At 60.0% G+C, this 12,712-nt stretch carries 14 protein-coding genes; 3 read left to right on the plus strand and 11 right to left on the minus strand.

Annotated elements, in window-relative coordinates:
* Window positions 1-29 precede the first annotated feature (29 nt).
* Window positions 30-1,493: a PLP-dependent aminotransferase family protein gene (locus IU397_RS04320; protein WP_239479587.1), complete on the minus strand. Its 1,464-nt coding sequence runs from the start codon at window positions 1,491-1,493 to the stop codon at window positions 30-32.
* 160 nt (window positions 1,494-1,653) lie between these two features.
* Between IU397_RS04320 and IU397_RS04325 the strand changes: the two genes are divergently transcribed.
* Together IU397_RS04325 and IU397_RS04330 are read left to right on the plus strand one after the other, a co-directional pair.
* The gene (locus IU397_RS04325; protein ID WP_204411106.1) at window positions 1,654-2,250 is read left to right on the plus strand and encodes a M35 family metallo-endopeptidase; all 597 of its coding nucleotides are present in this window, start codon (window positions 1,654-1,656) and stop codon (window positions 2,248-2,250) included.
* 37 nt (window positions 2,251-2,287) lie between these two features.
* Window positions 2,288-2,989 carry a hypothetical protein gene (locus tag IU397_RS04330; protein ID WP_204411108.1) on the plus strand — a complete coding sequence of 234 codons (702 nt, stop codon included), beginning with the start codon at window positions 2,288-2,290 and terminating at the stop codon, window positions 2,987-2,989.
* Window positions 2,990-2,996: 7 nt separating this feature from the next.
* On the opposite strand, the gene mnhG is transcribed toward IU397_RS04330, so the two are convergent.
* The 10 genes from mnhG to IU397_RS04380 form a co-directional block, all read right to left on the minus strand.
* On the minus strand, window positions 2,997-3,314 hold the full coding sequence (mnhG, locus tag IU397_RS04335; RefSeq protein ID WP_239479588.1) for a monovalent cation/H(+) antiporter subunit G: 318 nt from the start codon (window positions 3,312-3,314) through the stop codon (window positions 2,997-2,999).
* Window positions 3,307-3,612: a monovalent cation/H+ antiporter complex subunit F gene (locus tag IU397_RS04340; protein ID WP_204411110.1), complete on the minus strand. Its 306-nt coding sequence runs from the start codon at window positions 3,610-3,612 to the stop codon at window positions 3,307-3,309. The genes mnhG and IU397_RS04340 overlap by 8 nt, the downstream gene beginning before the upstream one ends.
* A complete protein-coding gene (locus tag IU397_RS04345) occupies window positions 3,609-4,088 on the minus strand; it encodes a Na+/H+ antiporter subunit E (RefSeq protein WP_204411112.1) in 480 nt (159 codons plus the stop codon). Before IU397_RS04345 ends, IU397_RS04340 begins: the two co-directional genes overlap by 4 nt.
* Complete coding sequence (locus IU397_RS04350; RefSeq protein WP_204411113.1) at window positions 4,085-5,578, minus strand: Na+/H+ antiporter subunit D; 1,494 nt, start codon at window positions 5,576-5,578, stop codon at window positions 4,085-4,087. Before IU397_RS04350 ends, IU397_RS04345 begins: the two co-directional genes overlap by 4 nt.
* Window positions 5,575-5,934 (minus strand): Na+/H+ antiporter subunit C, encoded by a 360-nt coding sequence (locus tag IU397_RS04355; protein WP_204411115.1) that lies wholly within the window; start codon window positions 5,932-5,934, stop codon window positions 5,575-5,577. The genes IU397_RS04350 and IU397_RS04355 overlap by 4 nt, the downstream gene beginning before the upstream one ends.
* Window positions 5,934-6,353 (minus strand): Na+/H+ antiporter subunit B, encoded by a 420-nt coding sequence (locus IU397_RS04360; protein WP_204411117.1) that lies wholly within the window; start codon window positions 6,351-6,353, stop codon window positions 5,934-5,936. Before IU397_RS04360 ends, IU397_RS04355 begins: the two co-directional genes overlap by 1 nt.
* Window positions 6,350-8,608 (minus strand): putative monovalent cation/H+ antiporter subunit A, encoded by a 2,259-nt coding sequence (locus IU397_RS04365; RefSeq protein ID WP_204411119.1) that lies wholly within the window; start codon window positions 8,606-8,608, stop codon window positions 6,350-6,352. The genes IU397_RS04360 and IU397_RS04365 overlap by 4 nt, the downstream gene beginning before the upstream one ends.
* Window positions 8,609-8,644: 36 nt before the next feature.
* Window positions 8,645-9,616: a universal stress protein gene (locus IU397_RS04370; protein ID WP_204411121.1), complete on the minus strand. Its 972-nt coding sequence runs from the start codon at window positions 9,614-9,616 to the stop codon at window positions 8,645-8,647.
* A gap of 117 nt (window positions 9,617-9,733) precedes the next feature.
* The gene (locus IU397_RS04375) at window positions 9,734-9,967 is read right to left on the minus strand and encodes a DUF465 domain-containing protein (RefSeq protein WP_204411123.1); all 234 of its coding nucleotides are present in this window, start codon (window positions 9,965-9,967) and stop codon (window positions 9,734-9,736) included.
* A 53-nt stretch (window positions 9,968-10,020) separates the two neighbouring features.
* The gene (locus IU397_RS04380; protein ID WP_204411125.1) at window positions 10,021-11,508 is read right to left on the minus strand and encodes an isocitrate/isopropylmalate family dehydrogenase; all 1,488 of its coding nucleotides are present in this window, start codon (window positions 11,506-11,508) and stop codon (window positions 10,021-10,023) included.
* 127 nt (window positions 11,509-11,635) lie between these two features.
* On the opposite strand from IU397_RS04380, the gene IU397_RS04385 reads away from it, so the two are divergent.
* A complete protein-coding gene (locus IU397_RS04385) occupies window positions 11,636-12,574 on the plus strand; it encodes a hydrogen peroxide-inducible genes activator (RefSeq protein ID WP_204411126.1) in 939 nt (312 codons plus the stop codon).
* The last annotated feature ends 138 nt before the right edge of the window (window positions 12,575-12,712 follow it).

A 12,712-nucleotide genomic window follows, 5' to 3' on the forward strand; every position in this document is an offset into this window, starting at 1 on the left:
ATATCTTGATACCTTAGCCGCTTCTTGGATTACCCTGTCTTCAGCGTATCCGCGATCAGGCCGATGCCCGCAGCGATCCGATTGGCCGGGATTGAAGAGTAAGCAAGGCGGTAGTAGCGACTGGCTCGGTTCGTATCGCTGAAAAAGGGCGCGCCGGGTTCGATCAAGACGCCTTTGGGCCGTAGAGAATGGGCCAATTGGGCGGTGTCGACATGGTCGGGCGCGCGCATCCAAAAGCTGGATCCGCCGAAAACTCCGGCCCCGGCAAGGGTCAGCTCGCAGGCATCGATCGCGCTGCCCATCTGTGTGCGCCTGTCCTCGAACGCGCGACCCATGCGGCGGACCAGCGCGTCGTAATGGCCCAAGGACAGGAATTGCGCCGCAGTGCGCTGGATATGCCCCGGCGGGTGGCGCAGGACGGCTGCGCGCAGGGCGCGGGCTTGCTGAATAAAAGGTTGCGGGCCGACCAGATAGCCGAGGCGCAGACCGGGAAAGAGCGATTTTGAAAAGCTGCCCGCATAAATAACCCGCCCGTCGCGATCCAGGGATTTCAACGCAGGGTGAGGCGCACGCAGGAAGGATAGCTCAAACTCGTAATCATCCTCGATGATCAGGAAATTGTCCCTCGTGGCTCTTTCCAACAAGGCGGCGCGGCGCAGCTGCGGCATGGTCGCATTGGTCGGGCATTGGTGCGACGGTGTGACAAAAACCACATCCGTCCCACCGGGCAGGGCATCGGGCGGCAGGCCGTCACGGTCTACGGTCACGGGCACGACATGGGCACCGGCATGGGCCAGGATATCGCGCAGGCCCGGATAGCAGGGCTGTTCGATCACCACGCGCCGGTCACGGTTCAGCAAAAGCTGTGCGGCCAACCACAGCCCGTTTTGTGCGCCAAGGGTGATCAACACCTCGTCCGGGGCGGCGATGATCCCGCGGCGTGGTAAAATATGGCGCGTGATGAACGACACCAGCGTGTCATCATCGCGGTCGGCATGGTCGCCGGTCAGGCTGTCGAACTCCCGCTGACCCAGGGATTGCAGGGCGCACAACCGCCAAGTCTTGTAATCAAACAGGGTCGGGTCGGCCTGACCATAGATGAACGGGTATTTATAGCTGCGCCAGTCGGCCGGTTTTTTCAGCGCGGCGGTACTGTCGAAATGCTGCGTCAGGGCCGTGTCCCAGTCCACGCTGGACGTGGCGGCGGGGGCGGGCTGAAAGCGGGGCGGTTGCGGCGCACCGGCCGAGATGAAATAGCCCGACCGCCCCGACGACGTGATGTAGTCATTCGCCTGCAATTCGGTATAGGCCAGCGTCACGGTGATCCGGCTGACGCCCAGATGCCGCGCAAGCCCGCGGGTCGAGGGCAGTTTTTCGCCTGGGCGAAAGCGGCCCGACAAGATCCCCTCGGCCACCATCTGCTGGATCTGGTTCTGCAAGGTGCCCTGGAATCGGGTGTCGAGGAAAAACATGTCTTCGGTGATACGTGCCATGACCTGTCTTAACTGGACGTATCAGTGCTGGCAATCTGGCATTAGGCGGGTGTCTCGATTGGTTTTTGCCAACCTGCCGCGATCTTTCCGCAAAACTGGCGAATAGGATCCCGGCACAGGCGTAGATCCTGCATCGTCTCACCACTGTCAGGAATGCGCCATGTCTCTTATCCTTTCCGGCTTACCCTCGACCGAAGTCACAATTTTGCAAACCTTGCATCAGAATTTGATTGCGGCCCTGCGAAAAGCGTCCAACGAAATGAAGCTGGCCGCAAACGGACAAACGACCCAAAGCACGGGCTTTAGCCAGACTTGGTTCGGTGATGTCAGCCCCAATTGGCTGAGGGCCCTGGCGAAGGATCTGAGTAAGTCGGCCTCCCTGATCAATGTCATGCCGATCAAGATCCACGCTGCGCCCCTGTCAGAACGCGTGGATGCGTATGCCTGTTCGCTCATCAAACGCAAGGAGGATCAGGAATATGCACGGAAGAACAATCCGCTGACCATTGCAAAGGGCAAGCATTTTGAGATCGAACTCCACAAAAAGTGGTTCAAGGCGCCGGTTTTCCGAACCCCAAACAATCCCGACAGCCGCTTTCAGACCCTCATGCACGAGATCTCACATATTTTTTTGTGCACGAAGGATCAGCCGTCATCTGAGGGTGTCGACACCTGCAAATTGCTGGCTCAATTTTTGTCCCCGGTTGCAAAAACCAATGCGGACAATTGGGGATATTTTGTTGAGGAATTTCGCTGAAGCGTCCCTAAGCACTTCATTTAAAGGATGAAATTACATGACCTATTCAATGACGACCATGCGCCAGGATTTGAAAACACTTGGTGTTTCAAAAGGAATTAACCCATTTCTGTGGGAAAAGGACAAAGGCGGTGTTCACCCCATCCTGGCCGGTCAGTTCAAGCATGGACGCCGTAAGAACTACCTGAACGACATGCTGGAATATTGCTGGTTGGCTTATTCCAAGTCACTTCGCGCCGGGGGGCCGATGATGATGGGCCGGTTCGGTGACCTGTGGGTGGCGGAACATCTGGCGCGGGCCGGCTTCACCTCGACCGAGAAAGAAACGCTGTGGGATCCGCATACCCGCGGGAACATCCAGGTTTTGGACAAGTGGGCGCCCACGGTCAACGATTGCTGGGTTCTGGGCGGGGTGCATCGGCGTGCGGATTTCGAACTCGTCTCGGTGCGGACGCTGGACAACCTTTGGAATTTCGCAGGTGGTTATCACATCGTGACCGCGCGGGAGATCCTGGGCCTTTTGCATTTCGGTTATGAGCTGGAAGAAAAGAACAACAAGGTCAAACTGGTCTGCGTCGACAAGGACAAGGCGATAAAATCGAATATCCGGGAATATCACCGTCTCATGACGGCGCATCAGAATGCCGGGCCGGATTCCATCCGGTCCGTGCTGGTCATGGATCGGGGGCTGCAGGCCGATATCAAGGGATTTGACCGCAGTCGTTTGCGGTCAGTGTGATCCGGCCCTAGCCGTTTGTGACCTGTGGCTGCTCCGGGATCTCTTCGGGCTGCCTTTTGCGCACTGCGGCGCGGCCGATCATATGGGCACCGATGGGGGCCGTCAGCATCAGGAACAGGATGGTGGCAATCACCCGCACAGTGATCTCGGTTTCCGCAAAAACGACCGCCGCCGCCACCAGGATAAGGCTACTGCCCAGGGTGCCTGCCTTGGTCGAGGCATGCATCCGGGTCAGCACATCTGGCAGGCGCAACACGCCCAGGGCCGCGATCAAGGCAAAGCCCGCCCCAAGCAGGATCAAAACCCCGGCAATCACCTCAATCATCGTCATTCTCCCCGTCGGTCGGTGCCAGTCGGCGTTCGGCAAAACGGGCCAGCGCAACTGTGGCCAGAAAACCGACCAGCGCCAGGACCAACGCCACATCCAGCAAGGCCGCTTCGCCCGTCAGGATGGCATAGACCCCGCAGACCGCGATGATCGATACGGTCATCATATCAAGGGCGACGACCCGGTTCGCCAAACCAGGCCCTGCAGCCAGACGGATAAAGCCCAAGGCGATAGAAATCAGGACCATGCCGAGGCCCAGATTGATGGAAAGGCTTAAAAATTCAGCTGGGGTCATTCCTCGAATACCTCCTTTACAAGGCGTTCCATGCCGGTTTTCAGCTCGGCAATCACCGCGTCGGGATCATCGGCAAACATTGCATGCACGATCAGCGTGCTACGGTCAGGCGTCACATCCAGGCTGAGCGTGCCGGGTGTGAGCGAGATCAGGTTGGTGACCAGCAAGATCTCGATATCCGATTTGACGTCCAACGGCATCTCAAGAATGGCCGGGGTGGCGATGTTCTGGGGCGTCAGCACATCCAGCGCGACCCGAATGCTGGAGACCAGAAGCTCGTACAGAAAAAAGGCGATCAACCGCAGGATCCGCCAGGCGCGCAGGAAGTAGCCATCCGTTGCGCCAAAAAGCGGCCGCGCGATCCACAACACGATGAAGCCGACGCCAAAGCCGATGGACAGGTTGGTGGGATTCAGGCCGCCCCATAGTGCCGCCCACACGATGGCCAGGATCAGGTTGGACAGGAACAGGTTCATGGCGCGGCCCCCAAAACGGCAGTGATATAGGCGGTCGGGTCCAGCAATTGGGCGGCGGCCCGTTCGGCAAAGACCACGAAAGGTTCGGGGTAAAGGCCGATCACCATGGTCAGCACGGCCAGGCCAGCCACCGGCAACAGCAAAGCGCCCCGGTGCGGGACCTGATCCAGTGCTGGATCAGGATTGGTGGGGTGGGGTTTCCAGAACGCCTCCGCCCAGATCTTGGTCATGGAAAAGATCGTCATCAGACCCACGGCCAGGGCGATGAAGGCCATGAACCAGAACTCGGCATCCAGGCTGGCCTTGACCAACACGTATTTCGCCCAAAAGCCCGACAGGGGCGGGAAGCCTGCCAGCGAAAAGGCGGGGATCAGGAATAGCACTGCCAGAAGGGGGCTAGAGGCATAAAGCCCGCCGATCCGGTACAGATCCGTGCTGCCTGTGGCCCGACTGGCAATGCCTGCGATCAGGAACAAGTTGGCTTTCACGATGATGTGGTGCACCAGGTAAAAGACCGCGCCCAGCAGGGCCAGCGGGGTCATCAGCGCCAGCCCCAGGATCATGTAGCCGATCTGGCTGATGATGTGGAAGGACAGGATCTTGCGGAAATCCCCTTGCGAGGCTGCGCCCAGAACGCCCGTGACCATGGTAAAGCCTGCGATCCACAGCAGGATGGTGTGGGTAAAGCCGATATCGTGGTCAAAGATCATCGTGAACATGCGGATCATGGCATAGACGCCGACCTTGGTCAGAAGCCCGGCAAAGACGGCAGAGACCGCAAAACTGGGCGTATGGTAGGAGGCGGGCAACCAGAAGAACAGCGGAAAGACCGCCGCCTTGATCCCGAACCCCACCATGAACATCATGGCGACCGCCGTCAGCAGGCCCTGGTTCGGGATCGTCTCGACCTTTTGCGCGAGGTCGGCCAAGTTCAGCGTTCCGGTCATCCCGTAAAGCAGGCCGATCCCGCTCAAAAACAGCAGGGTCGAGACAAGGTTGAGGGCCACGTATTTCACGCCGCCGTCGATTTGCTCCTTCTCTCCTCCCAGGATCAGCATCCCGAAGGAGGCGATCAGCATCACCTCGAACCAGACATACAGGTTGAACAGATCGCCGGTCAGGAAGGCGCCCGTCACCCCGGCGATCAGGGTTTGGAACAACGCGTGATACCCCAACTCCTCCCGCCGCCGGTCGATATCGCCAAATGCATAGATCGCAACGGCAAAAGCGGTGATCGCAGTGATCAGCACCATCACGGCCGACAAAAGATCGGCGACCAAAGTAATGCCGAACGGGGCGGGCCAGCCGCCCATCTGCCCAGCAATGACCCCGTCGTCCAACACGACCATCAGCAGCGCGATGGCGGCGGCCAGGGCAATCGCGGATCCCGTCAGGGAGATCCAGCGCCCCGAGGCATGGCCCCGGACCAGAAAGGCCGCGATAGCGGTCGCGAAGGGTATGATCAACGGAAGGGAGAGCAGCCAACTCATTGCGCCTCCTCCGGCTCAGCAACGCGCATGGCATCCGTGTCGAGCGTGCCAAGGGTTTGATAAGCGCGAAAGGCCAGGATAAGGGCAAAGGCGAACAGGCCAAAGCCGATCACGATCGCGGTCAGCACCAAGGCCTGGGGCAAAGCATTGGCCACGGTGCCGGTTGGGCCCTCCGCCCCTTCGCTGATCAAAGGTGGGGCACCCGGTGTCAGCCCACCTGCCAGAAATATCGTCAGGTTTGCCGCATTCGACAACAGGATCAGCCCGAACAGGAACCGCAATAGATGACCGGCCAGCATCAGAAAGACGGACCCGGCCACCAGCGCGCCGATCAGAACAGACAGGAGTTGTTCCATCAGACGGCCTCTTCCAGCGAGAACACGATGGACAGGATCGCGCCAAGCACCACCAGATAGACGCCGATATCGAACAGCAGAACCGTCGAAAGCGGCCAGCCCTTGTCGGTCTCGGTCGCGCCCAGAAACAGCCATTGACCGGTAAAAAGGGTATCCCCCCAGATCGCTGCCATGACACCGGCCAACAGAGCCAGGCCCAGACCCGTGCCTGCAATGCTGGACGGGCGAAACCGCAAGGCGCGCCGGGCATCGCGGGTGCCGCAGGCAATGGCGTAGACCACGAAACCGATGGCCGCCAGCAGCCCCCCGATAAAGCCGCCGCCGGGCTCATTATGGCCCCGGATCAGCATGAAAAGCGAAAATACCAGCATGAGCACGACCAGCAGCCGCGCCCCTGCAATCAGGATAATGGAGTTCATTTTTTCTGCCTTTCCGGGGTGCCTTTCAACAGGGCATAGGCACCAATTGCGGCGACCAGGACAACGGCGATTTCACCGAATGTGTCGAGGGCGCGGAAATCCACGAGGATCACGTTGACGATGTTGCGACCAAAGGCTTCGGGCCAGCTCGCCCCCTCAAAGAACCCGGTCAGTTCCCGGTCGACGGGGCTCGCCGTCACCATAAGCAGGATTGCAGTCGTGGTTACGCCAAGGCCAAGGGCCAGCATGGCATCCCAGAACCGCCAACCCGACCCGCCGCGCGGCAGATGCGGCAATCGCAAGGCCGCGGCGGCAAACAGCACGACGATCAGCGTTTCGACCAAAAGCTGCGTGATGGCGACATCGGGCGCGCTAAAGAGGATGAACAGCATCGCAATGCCGATGCCCACGACCCCTAGCCCGGCAATGGCCGCGATCCGGGATTGCGTGATGACTGTCAGGGCAAGGCCCAGAAAGATCAGAACGAACAGCATTCCATGTTTCGGCAGCACATCCGGCACCAGATTGGGCAGGTCGATGGCGTCCTTTGCGACCAACGTTCCGGCCATGGCGACAAAGGCTGTGGCAAAGGTCAAAAACAGGTAGCGGCGCAAGATGCCGGTTTGCAAGAGCTGCGTCTGCCAGCGACAGACCGCCATGACGCCGGCCAGAAAACCGTCCCATCCGCCGTCCAGGCTGGGTGTGCGTTGGGTGATCCAGATCAGGCCGCGGCGCAAGGGCCGGTGCAGCGCATAAAGGAATGCCCCCAGAACGAATGTCGCGATGCTCAACAACAAAGGCAGGTTGATCCCGGCCCACAGGAGCAGCGGTTTGGCCTCCCCGGGTTCCGCCAGAATCGCCGTGACGGTCGGGTTCACCAGCGTCGTGGCGATGACCGACGGCATGATGCCGAAAAAGGCGCCCAGCCCCGCCAGAACCACCGGGCCCAGCAGCATCGCCCAGGGCCCTTCCTTTGGGGGTTTCGGGGGATCGCCCGCTTTGCCCCAGAACGGCCGCAACGCCACGATCCCGGCGACGGCGAACATCAACGCGCTGGACAGCAATACCGCACCTGCAACCAGCACGGGCTCAGACGCGACGGCCAGGGCGCCTGCATATTTCAACTCCTTGCCGATGAAGCCAAGGAACGGGGGAAAGCCCGCCATCGACAACGCCGCCACGGCAGCCGCAGCCGCCGTCACAGGCATCGCACGAACAAGGCCCGACAGCCGATCAACCTCCCGCGTACCGGTACCATGGTCGACAATCCCGATCACCAGGAACAACGCCGCCTTGTAAAGGGAATGCACAATCAAGAAGGTCACGGCGGCGGTGATGGCGTAGCCCGTTGAATTGCCCAGCAGCAATGTCAGCGCGCCCAATGCCATCAACGTGGTATAGGCCAACGCCAGTTTCAGGTCAGTTTGCCGCACGGCCATGATAGAGGCGAACACAGTCGTCACCGCCCCGGCGATGGTCAGGGTCCACAACCAGACATCCGTACCGCTCAGCGAGGGATGCATACGCGCCAGCAGGTAGATGCCCGCTTTGACCATGGTCGCCGAATGCAGGTAGGCGCTGACCGGTGTCGGGGCCGCCATGGCGTTGGGCAGCCAAAAGTGAAACGGCATCTGTGCCGATTTGGTGAAGGCCGCCAAAAGAACCAGCACCAGGATCGGCAGATAAAGCGTGCTGCCGGTCAAGATCGCCGGCATGGCGCGCAATTCAGACAGCTCGAACGTGCCGGCCGTCGTGCCGATTAGGATGATGGCCGCCAATAGTGCCAGACCGCCCACGCCGGTCACCAAAAGGGCTTGCAAGGCAGAGCGCCGGGCCTTTTTCGCGCTGTGGTCAAACCCGATCAACAGATAGGAGGTGATCGTCGTCAACTCCCAAAAGACGAACAACGTCAGCAGGTTATCCGATAAAACGAGCCCAAGCATGGCCAGCATGAAACTGGTCAGCAGCAAGGAAAACCGGGCCTGGTGGACATGCCCCGCCAAGTAACGCGCCGAATACAGCATCACCAGCGCGCCGATGCCGCTGATCAACAGCGCAAAGGTCAGACTGAGCCCGTCAATGACAAAGCTCAGATCCACCCCAAGGCCAGGCACCCATTGCCAGACTTGGCGCAGGGTCCGCCCTGCTGCGATAACCGGAACCGCCTGGAGGAACAGAATGAACAGGGTAGTTGCTATGGCAACAGGTAAAAGGCCAGCCAGCGAGAGCCAACTTCTTGAGAACGATGACGTCAAATTCGTAATCCGATGCGATCAAAAAGCGCGGCGTCGTTAGGCCGCAGTTTCATTTTCCAGGGTAACTGGAGAAATAAAGCCGGGCGGCTTTAAAGCAATGACAGAACAGTCCACTCGGCTGAGAATCGTCTCTGCCGTGTTTCCAATGAAAAAGCCGCTGATGCCGGTTCGGCCCACCGTGCCGGTGACGATCGTGTCGATACCGTTTTCCTCGGCATAGTTCGGAATGATTTCTCCGGCCATCCCTTTGAGGTGATGGACGACCCGTCGCCCCGTCGCGTCCGGAAACTCCTTGAGCAGCGTGTTGAGGCGCCATTCGCTGTTGCGGCATTCGCGATCAAGGATCTTGTCGAGTTCATCGGGGGGCATGGCGATCCGACCATGGCGCAGGGTGCTTTCTTCCTGTAGGCGCCAGGCGTTGACGACATGCAGATTGGCATCATCGATCTCGGCCAATGTGGTGGAAAGTTGCATCACCGTCTGGCCAAGGGCGTTGCGTGTCTCATCCTCGGGATCGGGATCGACGGCTGCCATGATATGCGATGACGTGGCGCCAGATTCATCTTTGATGATCCAGACGGGGCAGGGGCATTTGCGCAAAAGATGAAGGTCGAAACCGCGAAACAGGATGGCCGCGCCGGAGCCACGGGCGTGGACGCCCTTGATCAACAGGTCATGGTCCTCGCGCAGCACCTGTTGGATGATCTTCAGGAATGCCGTGCCTTGTTGCAATGTCTTTTGCACGGGAATGCCTGCCGCACGAAACGGTTCTGCCAATTGCTCCAATCGGTTTTGGTGGTATTCTAATACCTTATTCTCAACTTCCGCCGCGCGCGCCCCGGGCAAGGCGGCAAAGATCCGGGCAAAGTCGCCGGGCGCGGCATCCAGCACATCCATCAGCGTCACCTGCGCCCCATTGGCCTGCGCCAGCAACAACGCGCGCTGCAAAGCAGGCTGGATGTTGCTGGCCTCCTCGCAAACCACGAGGATGTTTTTAAATCGTTTCATGCGCAATCGGCCTCCGCCTGGGGTGGTGTTGATCGTGGTTTTGGCGCTGCGGATGAACCGCAGCGCCTCAGGTCGTGTCTTCTGAACGTGTGAGTGAGTGGTGTGTGCTTTCGTGTGTTAACTGGCCCTTTGCTGATGGCCATGGCCAAGCGTGCGCAACACAGCCTCGATCGAGGCCGCCTCATCCTTGGCGCGCAGTTTCAGCCGCTTTAACTTGCTGAGGCGTGACAGATCGGGAAGCGGTCGGCGATGTTCATCGGCAATGCTGTGTTCCAGCCGGTCGCGCATCCCCAACAGGGTCTCACGGCGGGCCATCAGGCCGAACATGTTCTTGCTTTTCCGATGTGGCATGCGTGTCTCTTCCTTTCTTGGTGGCTGTGGGTGGTCGGGTGATCTCGTTCCGGTCAGGACTGCCCCTGGGCAAGCGAATAGCCGGGCGCGCCATTGACCGTTTCCAGCTTTTCCACATGCATCCACCGCACCGCCTGGGAGAGTTTCTGCAAAAGGTCGGGCAGATCGGCTTCATCCGCGCCGGATCCGGCTTTGGCCATCAGGCGACACCGCCAGTGATTGACCGTATCCGGCCGACCCTGGGCTTGGGGCCAGACCATCGTGCCCCGGTTTGAAATCATGGTGAGATCAAACCCCGTCCCTGCCAGGACCGTTTCCAGCGCCAGGGCCAATTTCGGCGCATCGCCCTGCCATTCGACGAAAACATCCGCGCCGTCAAAATTCCGGGTTGTGGATAACGGATTGCGGCGGGCCGTATGGGGACGCTTTAGCGAAAGGGGTGTCCCCGCGGGGACAGGGCGTTCCGGTATGTCGGTCAATGCCGCAAGGACTGCGTCACAAAAAGCCATGGTCGACACGCCCGTGCCGGCCCGGGCCACATCCGGCGTCAGGTGGGTGCCCTCCCGATAGACCTGCATCAGCGCATCCGACAGGCGCGCTGCTGCCCCGGTCTGGCCGATATGGCGCAAAAGCATGATGCCGGAACGGATCAACGCCGTCGGATTGGCCAAGTCACGCCCTGCAATGTCGGGGGCAGATCCGTGCACGGCCTCGAACATGGCGACGTTGTCACCGAAATTGGCACTGGGCGCCAAGCCCAGCCCGCCGATCAAACCAGCGCCCAGATCGCTCAGGATATCGCCGTTCATGTTGGTGGTGACGATCACCTCGAACTGTTCCGGGCGCAGCACCATCTGTTGGGCGCAGTTGTCCACCAGCATGTGATCCAGATCGATGTTCAGGTGGTCGCGCGCCACATCCTCGACCGAGGACTTAAAGAGTCCTTCGGTCAGTTTCATGATGTTGGCCTTGGTCACGACATGGACCGAACTGCGGTGTTCGGCTTCTGCCAGGGCAAAGGCCAGCCGTCCGATTTTTTCAGAACCCTTGCGCGTGATCAGCTTGAGGCACTGGGCCACATCCGGGGTCTGCATATGCTCGACCCCGGCATAGAGGTCTTCGACATTCTCCCGGATTACGGTGAAGTTGATGTCGCGGTCGGCAAACGGTCCGGCAAGGCCCGGCAGGGGCTGGATCGGCCGGACATTGCCGTAAAGTTCATAGAGTTTTCGCAGGGTGACATTGCTGCTTTTGCCGCCATGGCCGATAGGTGTCGCGAGCGGCCCTTTAAGGACAAGACCCACCTTGTCAATCTTGTCCAGCGTCTCGGGTGGCAGGCCGCTTTTGATGCCTTTTTCCATCACCGCCGCGCCCGCTTCGGCCTCCAACCAGTCAAAGCCCTTGTGGACCTCTTCCAGAACACGGCAGGTGGCATCTGCCACTTCCGGGCCAATCCCATCTCCGCGGATCAGAACGACAGGGACGCGCATGTCCTGGGCAATATCCTGTTCGGGTAAGACATCCTGGAGTGTGTCGAGCATCTGCGGTCTCCCTGTTGGCTTGATCGTGACCAGATGGATTTGGGAAGCCGTTGCATTGCATGAAAGGCAATTGAATGATTAAGTTTGATAGGAAAAACCTATCGTCATTCATCGCCGCCGGATTGTCATGTCAACCTCCCCGAGCCTGCGTCAACTGCGCTACCTGATCGCCCTGTCTGAGGCGCGCCACTTTCGCAAAGCGGCCCAGAATATGGGGATCAGCCAGCCATCGCTGAGCCTTCAGATCGGCAATCTGGAGGATCTGTTGGGGCTGCGCCTATTTGAGCGGGGGCGCGGACCGGTCACCCTGACACCGGAGGGGCGCGAGGTCCTGATCCGGGCCCGCCGTGCGACCGAGGAAGTTCGCGCCATCGTCGATCTGGCCAGTGCGTTGAAAACCGGGATGGCTGGCACGATCCGGTTGGGTACCACGCCGACGATCGGGCCATATCTGTTGCCCTTTGTGGTCGAGCGGCTCCATGCGCAATACCCTGATCTGCGGCTGTATATCCGGGAGAATGCCCCCCGTGATCTGCGCGAGGAGTTGCTGGGCGGCAACCTTGATGTGATCCTGACACAACTGCCAGAGGCCGGGGCAGATTTGGCCGCCCGGCGGCTTTTTCGTGAGCCACTATTGCTTGCCGTGCCCGCCGACCATCCCTTGGCTGTCAAATCGGAGATTGCGGGTCAGGACCTGACCAATCTGAACGTATTGTCCCTGGGGCCAGCCTATAAATTGCACAGTCAAATTGCAGCGCTTTGCAGTGATTACGGTGCGGTTCTGGCCCGGGATTATGAGGGGACGAGCCTGGATGCGTTGCGCCAGATGGTGGGTATGGGGATGGGCGTGGCCTTCCTGCCGCGGCTCTATATCCGGTCCGAGATTGACGCACGGCGCAGTAACGTGGTCGTGCTGCCGTTTCGCAAGAACGCGATCCAGCGCGCCGTGGGTCTGGTCTGGCGGGCAGGTGCAAATCCGGCGCTGTTCGAGCGGTTGTCCGACACAATCTCGCAATCCGTGGCCCATCATATGCAGGCGCTCAAACCGCCGATTGTCCTTGGATGACCATGCAAGATCCGGAGGCCCGGACAGGCTGACATCGGGATGGGCGAACAGAACTGCGATCTCCGGGCGACCAACCTGCAATCGGTAGTCTGCCCAGCAACGCCCAGCCCTCGGTGTCGTCGCTAATACGTCCTGTGG

It is taken from the genome of Actibacterium sp. 188UL27-1 (assembly GCF_016901225.1).
Classification (GTDB): domain Bacteria; phylum Pseudomonadota; class Alphaproteobacteria; order Rhodobacterales; family Rhodobacteraceae; genus 188UL27-1.

What these genes read in the sequence shown, in the direction of transcription:
- IU397_RS04320 (WP_239479587.1), bottom strand. Translation starts at nt 1,493, where the DNA reads ATGGCACGTATCACCGAAGACATGTTTTTCCTCGACACCCGATTCCAG.
- IU397_RS04325 (WP_204411106.1), top strand. Translation starts at nt 1,654, where the DNA reads ATGTCTCTTATCCTTTCCGGCTTACCCTCGACCGAAGTCACAATTTTG.
- IU397_RS04330 (WP_204411108.1), top strand. Translation starts at nt 2,288, where the DNA reads ATGACCTATTCAATGACGACCATGCGCCAGGATTTGAAAACACTTGGT.
- mnhG (WP_239479588.1), bottom strand. Translation starts at nt 3,314, where the DNA reads ATGATTGAGGTGATTGCCGGGGTTTTGATCCTGCTTGGGGCGGGCTTT.
- IU397_RS04340 (WP_204411110.1), bottom strand. Translation starts at nt 3,612, where the DNA reads ATGACCCCAGCTGAATTTTTAAGCCTTTCCATCAATCTGGGCCTCGGC.
- IU397_RS04345 (WP_204411112.1), bottom strand. Translation starts at nt 4,088, where the DNA reads ATGAACCTGTTCCTGTCCAACCTGATCCTGGCCATCGTGTGGGCGGCA.
- IU397_RS04350 (WP_204411113.1), bottom strand. Translation starts at nt 5,578, where the DNA reads ATGAGTTGGCTGCTCTCCCTTCCGTTGATCATACCCTTCGCGACCGCT.
- IU397_RS04355 (WP_204411115.1), bottom strand. Translation starts at nt 5,934, where the DNA reads ATGGAACAACTCCTGTCTGTTCTGATCGGCGCGCTGGTGGCCGGGTCC.
- IU397_RS04360 (WP_204411117.1), bottom strand. Translation starts at nt 6,353, where the DNA reads ATGAACTCCATTATCCTGATTGCAGGGGCGCGGCTGCTGGTCGTGCTC.
- IU397_RS04370 (WP_204411121.1), bottom strand. Translation starts at nt 9,616, where the DNA reads ATGAAACGATTTAAAAACATCCTCGTGGTTTGCGAGGAGGCCAGCAAC.
- IU397_RS04375 (WP_204411123.1), bottom strand. Translation starts at nt 9,967, where the DNA reads ATGCCACATCGGAAAAGCAAGAACATGTTCGGCCTGATGGCCCGCCGT.
- IU397_RS04380 (WP_204411125.1), bottom strand. Translation starts at nt 11,508, where the DNA reads ATGCTCGACACACTCCAGGATGTCTTACCCGAACAGGATATTGCCCAG.
- IU397_RS04385 (WP_204411126.1), top strand. Translation starts at nt 11,636, where the DNA reads ATGTCAACCTCCCCGAGCCTGCGTCAACTGCGCTACCTGATCGCCCTG.